The organism is Porphyrobacter sp. MBR-155 (assembly GCF_040547625.1).
Lineage (GTDB): Bacteria > Pseudomonadota > Alphaproteobacteria > Sphingomonadales > Sphingomonadaceae > Erythrobacter.
Genome location: NZ_JBEPQB010000012.1, coordinates 111,360 through 118,389 on the forward strand (window position 1 = coordinate 111,360; position 7,030 = coordinate 118,389).

Annotated in this window: 4 protein-coding genes; 2 read left to right on the forward strand and 2 right to left on the reverse strand. The window is 62.0% G+C overall.

Annotation, left to right across the window (positions count from 1 at the left end):
- Window positions 1-1,125: an ABC transporter permease gene (locus ABIE62_RS13115; protein WP_354326697.1), complete on the reverse strand. Its 1,125-nt coding sequence runs from the start codon at window positions 1,123-1,125 to the stop codon at window positions 1-3.
- A 127-nt stretch (window positions 1,126-1,252) separates the two neighbouring features.
- Here ABIE62_RS13115 and ABIE62_RS13120 point away from each other — a divergent pair, with 127 nt between their 5' ends.
- Together ABIE62_RS13120 and ABIE62_RS13125 are read left to right on the forward strand one after the other, a co-directional pair.
- A complete protein-coding gene (locus ABIE62_RS13120) occupies window positions 1,253-4,285 on the forward strand; it encodes a valine--tRNA ligase (RefSeq protein WP_354326699.1) in 3,033 nt (1,010 codons plus the stop codon).
- 1 nt (window position 4,286) lies between these two features.
- The gene (locus ABIE62_RS13125; protein ID WP_354326701.1) at window positions 4,287-5,021 is read left to right on the forward strand and encodes a 7-carboxy-7-deazaguanine synthase QueE; all 735 of its coding nucleotides are present in this window, start codon (window positions 4,287-4,289) and stop codon (window positions 5,019-5,021) included.
- A gap of 114 nt (window positions 5,022-5,135) precedes the next feature.
- Here ABIE62_RS13125 and ABIE62_RS13130 read toward each other — a convergent pair whose 3' ends face one another.
- Complete coding sequence (locus ABIE62_RS13130; RefSeq protein WP_354326702.1) at window positions 5,136-6,839, reverse strand: ATP-binding protein; 1,704 nt, start codon at window positions 6,837-6,839, stop codon at window positions 5,136-5,138.
- Window positions 6,840-7,030: the final 191 nt, after the last annotated feature.

Consider the following 7,030-nt stretch of genomic DNA (forward strand, 5'->3'; position numbering starts at 1 on the left):
TTACCCCCAACCCACTTCGGTGAAGAACACCGCGAAAAACGCATCGATCACGATCACCGCAAAAATTGCCGACACCACCGCCATCGTCGTGCGGCGGCCGACTTCTTCGGAATTATCGCGCACTTGCAGCCCGTGATAGCACCCCGCCAGCGCCACGATCAGCCCGAATACCGGCGCCTTGATCAGCCCGACCCACAGATCATGTTCGGGCACCACGTCGCGAATCCGTTCAAGAAACGTCCAGAACGGCATGCCCAGCGCCAGATCGCCCACCACCGCCCCGCCGACAATCGCCACCACCGAGGCATAGAACCCCAGCAGCACCATCATGAAGGTGGATGCGAGGATGCGCGGGATAACCAGCGCTTCGATCGGGGAAATGCCGATGGTGCGCATCGCGTCAATTTCCTCGGTCAGCTTCATCGTGCCAAGCTGCGCGGCAAAGGCGCTGCCCGAACGGCCCGCCACCATGATCGCAGTCATCAATACGCCCAGTTCGCGCAGGGTAATGCGCCCGACCAGATTCACCGTCAGCGCCTCGGCCCCGAATTGCTGCAATTGCACCGAGCCTTGTTGCGCGATCACGATTCCGATCAGAAAGCTCATCAACCCGATGATCGGCAGCGCCGACACGCCGACCAGCTCCATCTGGTGCACCAGCGCGCGCAGCGGAAAGCGCGAAGGGTGGCGGATCAGGCTGCCGACCCCGATCAGGATCTGCCCGAAAAACCCAATCACACCGTAAATACCTGAGCAACTCGCAAAAAATTGCTTACCGACGCTGATCGGCACCCGTTCCCATATCGGCGGGCGCACCGGGCCGGTATCACCGCTCGCATCAATCCCGTGCACGGCATTGAGCAACCGATTGGCCGCATCGCTTGCGCCGGTAATGTCCGCGCCATGTTCGCGCACCACGCGGCACACCACCCACGCGCCAACCGTGTCGATTTCGTCCACGCCCGACAGATCAACCGTGCGGATCGTGCCGGCAAGGCTAGAAAGTTCGCGTTCAAGCGGGGCGATGGCGGCCAGCGTCAGCTGCCCTGACAGCAGTAGCCGGGTGCCATTGCCGGCCCCGTCTTCCCCTGTCTCTTCCAACGTATAGTGCGCGGCGTCCTGCATCGGATTGCAGCTATGGGGAGATTTTCAGCGCGGGACAAGGCTCTCGCGCTGTTCGCCCGCGCGCCGCGATGCCGATGCTTCACGATGATTGCATCGCAGCATCGGTGCTGGCATGGCGCGGGCCATCATGACCAACACAATTGCCACCACTTTGCCCACCACTTTCGACCCCGCCGATATCGAGGCGCGCTGGTATGCGCATTGGGAGGACAACGGGTTGTTCCGTCCGCACCGCCCCGACGCCGAGGCCTTCACCATCGTCAATCCGCCGCCCAATGTGACGGGCAGCCTGCATATCGGCCACGCGCTCGACAACACGTTGCAGGACGTGGTGGTGCGATATGAACGCCTGCGCGGCAAGGACGCGCTGTGGGTGGTCGGCACCGATCACGCCGGGATCGCCACGCAGATGGTGGTGGAGCGCCAGCTGGAGGCGCAGCAGGACAAGCGCACCAATTATACCCGCGAGGATTTCGTCGCCAAGGTTTGGGAATGGAAAGCCGAATCCGGCGGCACCATCACCCACCAATTGCGCCGTCTGGGCTGTTCGATGGACTGGAGCCGTGAACAGTTCACGATGGACCCGCACTTCACCAAGGCGGTGATCAAAACCTTCGTCAACCTCTATAATGACGGGCTGATCTACCGCGATAAACGGTTGGTGAACTGGGATCCGAAGCTGAAGACCGCGATCAGCGATCTGGAAGTCGAAACCCGCGAAATTCAGGGGCATTTCTGGCGGTTCCGCTATCCGTTGGCGGATGGCGTGAGGACGGATGATGGCGCGGATCACCTGATCGTTGCCACCACCCGGCCCGAAACGATGCTGGCCGATATGGCGGTGGCGGTGAACCCGGCGGACGAACGCTATGCCAGCGTGGTTGGCAAGCATATCATCCTGCCGATCACCGGGCGGCGGATTCCGATCATCGCCGATGAACACGCCGATCCGGCGCTGGGGTCAGGCTGCGTGAAGATCACGCCGGGGCATGATTTCAACGACTTCGAAGTGGGCAAGCGCGCCGGATTTACGGCTGGCGCAATGCTCAATATGCTCGATGCCGAAGCGGCGGTGTGTCAGGTGGCGGACGGATTGATCCCGGAGGCGTTCGTCGGGCTTGACCGCTTCGACGCGCGCAAGGCGGTGGTGGAGCGGCTCAAGGCCGAAGGCTTCCTCGTCCCCCACGTCACCGAAAAGGATGGCGAGCGGGTGGAGCACGACGCCGAACCGCGCGTGATCCAGACCCCCTTCGGCGACCGCGGCGGCGTGGTGATCGAACCGTGGCTGACCGATCAATGGTATGTAAACGCGGCGGAACTGGCAAAAAAGCCGCTTGCAGCGGTAAAGTCCGGCGAAATCGGCATCGTGCCCAAGACGTGGGAAAAGACCTTCTTCAACTGGATGGAGAACATCCAGCCATGGTGTGTGTCGCGGCAATTGTGGTGGGGGCACCGGATTCCGGCTTGGTTTGGGCCTAAGAAAGACGAAGGCGGTAAGTTTGCTTGGAAAGGCACTGCGCAGGAGACGCCGGACGGCTTGATATTCAACGTAGAAGGAGAAAAGGAGTTCGTGGCTGCAACTGAGGCTGAAGTTATTAGCCTTGCTAAAGATTATTACGGCCATGAATATGAAATCACTCTTGAAAAGCGAAAACTTGGACTCTCGAACGCCATGCGGCACGAGAGGGAAATTCCGCTCTATCGTGACGAAGACGTGCTCGACACGTGGTTCTCCAGCGCGCTGTGGCCCTTCGCCACGCTCGGCTGGCCGCATGAAAACCAGTCCGTCACCCCAGCGAAAGCTGGGGCCTCAGGCGGCGGTGCGCAAACGCCCGAGATGCCAGCTTCCGCTGGCATGACGCTGTTGGAAAAACACTACCCTAACTCGCTCCTCATCTCCGGCTTCGACATTCTGTTCTTCTGGGATGCCCGCATGATGATGATGGGCTATTACAACATGGGGCAAAAGCCGTGGGATACGCTCTATCTCCATGGCCTCGTGCGTGCCGCAGACGGCGCGAAGATGTCGAAGTCCAAGGGCAATGTCGTCGATCCGCTCGGCCTGATCGACCAATATGGCGCCGACGCGCTCAGGTTCTTCATGGCGGCGATGGAAAGCCAGGGCCGCGACATCAAGATGGATGAAAAGCGGGTCGAAGGATACCGCAACTTCGCCACCAAGCTGTGGAACGCTGCGCGGTTCTGCCAGTCGAACGGCATCGGCGCGTCGGCGAGCGTGAAGGCCCCGCCAGCGCGCCTCGCAGCCAACCAGTGGATCATCGGCGAAGTCGCGGCCTGCGTCACCGAAATCGAGCGCGCGATGGCCGATCTGCGCTTCGACGCGGCGGCCAATGCGATCTACCAGTTCACCTGGAGCAAGTTCTGCGACTGGTATCTGGAGCTGATCAAGCCGGTTTTCAGTGCCGTCACCCCGGCGCAGGCCGGGGTCCAGAGCGGAGCAGAACCGCCCGCCTCGCTGGATCCCGGCCTTCGCCGGGAAGACGAAGAAGGCGGTTGGTCGCCCGCATCCGAAACCCGCGAAGTCGCCGGATGGGCGCTTGATCAGATTCTGGTGATGCTGCACCCCTTCATGCCGTTCATCACCGAGGAGTTGTGGCACAAGCTGGGCGCGCGCGAATATGAGCTGATCCTCGCCCAATGGCCCGCGCCCGAAGCCGAAGTCAGCAAGGAAGCCACCGACGCGATTGACTGGGTGATCGAGCTGACCACCAATATCCGCAGCGCCAAAAACGAACTCGGCATCGCGCCGGGGGCCAAGCTGGCGGCGTTCCTTGCCGCGCCGTCCAACGTGGCAGCACGCACGATCGAGCGCAGCAGCGCGGCGATCGAACGCCTAGCCCGTCTGACGCCCGTGACCATTGGTGAGGCCCCCGCTGGCCCCGCCATGCAGGTGATCGCAGGGGCGGACGTGTTCGTGATTCCCCTCGAAGGGATCATCGACATCGCGGCCGAGAAAGCCCGGCTTGAAAAGGCACTGGCGGCGAGCGCGAAAGAAGCCAAGAGCCTTGAAGGCCGCCTTGGCAACCCCGCCTTCGCTGAAAAAGCCAAGCCCGAAGCGGTGGAGAAAGCCCGCGCCGATCTCGCCCACCATCAGGGCGAGGTGGAGCGGCTGACGTCGGCATTGGCGCGGTTGGGGTAAGGTGAATCTCACTCTCGCCACCGACGACACCGGCGGGCCGGAAATCTTCGCCTCGCTGCAAGGCGAAGGGCCGAGCGCGGGCACGCCGGTCGCCTTCGTGCGCCTCTCCCGCTGCAACCTTGCCTGCGTGTGGTGCGACACCGCCTATACGTGGCACTTCGAAGGCGACAACCGGCCCCACCGCGACGGGATCGCCTTTGAACGCAAGGCCAATCAGGTCACGCTCTCGCCCGCCGAAACCGCTGAGCGGATCGCGGCGCTGGGGCAGCGGCGCCTCGTCATCACCGGGGGGGAACCACTGTTGCAGGCGGGCGGGTTGGCCGAAATGCTGGAACACCTCCCCGATATCAGCGTCGAAATCGAAACCAACGGCACGGTCGCCCCGCCGCCTCGGCTCGATATCCGGGTCGATCAATATAATGTCAGCCCCAAGCTCGCCCATTCGGGCAATCCGGCAGGCTTGGCGCTGATCCCCGAACGGCTGGATGCCTTCGCCGCCGACCCGCGCGCGTTCTTCAAATTCGTGATCGCCGCGCCCGAAGATGTGGCCGAAGTGCTGGAACTCCAGCGCCGCTATCGCTTCAAACCGGGGCAGGTGTTCCTGATGGCTGAAGGCACCGACAGCTTCACACAGCGCGAACGGCAGGCGTGGCTCGCGCCGCTATGTCTGGAACATGGTTTGCGCATGAGCGACCGGCTGCATATCCACCTTTACGGCGATACGCGGGGAACGTGATTATTCGTCATCGCGAGGAGCGCAGCGACGCGGCGATCCATGGGCTGGCGTCACCCCTAGTCGCAAGGTCAGACCATGGATTGCTTCGCTTCGCTCGCAATGACGAAGCAAAAACTACCCCTGACTTCTCCAGCGCATCACCACGCGCTCGACCAGTTCTTCCTCGCCTCCGTCCTTGTTCCACAAATCGACGAAACTTGGGTCTTCGGACGCGGGGCGTTTGTGTTCTTCGAGGTTGTCAAAGGTCACGCGGATCGGGATCGCCACACCTTCGCCGCAGATGATGCATTCGCGGTTGCGCAGCGCCGGGATCGAATCGAGGAAGCCGCGCGCGCCTTCGGGCATGGCGGCTTTCACGAAGGCCTGATCGCGGTCGTTGTTGAGGCGCATCGAAATGATCGTGCCGCACTGCGACAGTACGCCTTCGGCCAGATCGGACGGGCGCTGGGTAATCAGGCCAAGCGAAATTCCGTATTTGCGCCCTTCCTTGGCGATGCGGCTGAGAATCTTGCCGACCGACGAGCCATCGGCGTTTTTCTCGTTCGGCACGTAACGGTGGGCTTCCTCGCACACCAGCAGTACCGGGCGGGTATTTTCCTCCCGTCCCCAGATCGCGAAATCGAAGACCAGGCGGCTGAGCACCGCCACCACGGTTGAAGTGATGTCCGATGGCACGCCCGACACGTCGATGATCGAGATTGGTTTGCCGTGGCCGGGCATACGGAAAATCTTGCCGATGAAATCGGTCATGGTGTCACCCACCAACATTCCCGAAAACATGAACTGGTAGCGCGGATCAGCTTTCAGCTCGTCGAGCTTGCCCTTGATCCGCATATAGGGCGCGGACGAGGTTGCCTTGTCGAGCTTGCCCATTTCGTCCTGCAGGATGTTGCCGAGATCGGACAGCAGGTAGGGGATCGGCGAATCCACCGTGATTTTGCCCATCGTCTGCGCCAGCCGGTTGCGCGCGCGCGCGGCCAGCAGGCACTTGGCGAGAATGTCGCTATCTACCTGACGTTCATTGCCGCTACCCGACAGCAGCACTTCGCAATGCTCTTCGAAGTTCATCAGCCAGTATGGCATCTGCAGGTTCGACACGTCGAGGATCTGCCCGGTCTGGCGGAAGGCAGCGGAATATTCGCCGTGGGGGTCGATCATCACGATGTGACCCTTGGGCGCGGCTTCGCAGATGCGGTGCAGGATCAGCGCAGCACTGGTCGATTTGCCGGTGCCGGTCGACCCCAGCAGCGCAAAATGCTTGCCCAGCATCGCGTCAATATACAGCCCCGCGCGGATATCGCGGGTAGGGAACACCTTGCCAATCGTTACGCTGGCGCGGCCATCGCTGGCGTAGATTTGTTCAAGATCCTTGGTGGTGGCGGGATAGCACATCGCGCCCGGAACCGGGTAGCGCGTCACCCCGCGCTTGAACCCGTGGATGCGGCCTGTCAGCTTTTCTTCCGCACCTTCGCCCAGGAAGTCGATATGCGCGATAATCCCGGCATCATTGCGGCGATCCTTGCGCTGATCGCGCACGTTGGCGAGCAGCCAGGCATCGCCCACGCGGATCTTGATCTGGCTGCCAACCTGCCCGGCCAACGCGATCGACGGATCGGCATCCTCCATGCATTCATTGAGCCGTTGCAGATCGAGCGCAATCTGCGAGCCCGAACCCGATATCTCCAGCACCACGCCAATTGGCAGGCGCGCATTGTCGTGGCCACCTGCCGCTGCGGCGGCGGGTGCAGAATAATCCGCCTGCCCGGCCGCATCGGTGCCAGTGGAACGTTCGAAATTCTGCCTGCCGAGATCGGTCATCCGCGCCTTTCCTTGCGCCAATATTGGAACAGGCCGGGAAATAGCGCAGGCTGGGTTAAGATCGGGTCAACATTGACGAGGACGCCAACTGCCGGGGCTAGTGGATTGACTCCAACGTTTGGAACCCCCGGTTACGTGCGGCGATGATTTCGTCGGGGTCCGCCTTCCAGACGAAGGGCTTTGGATGGCTG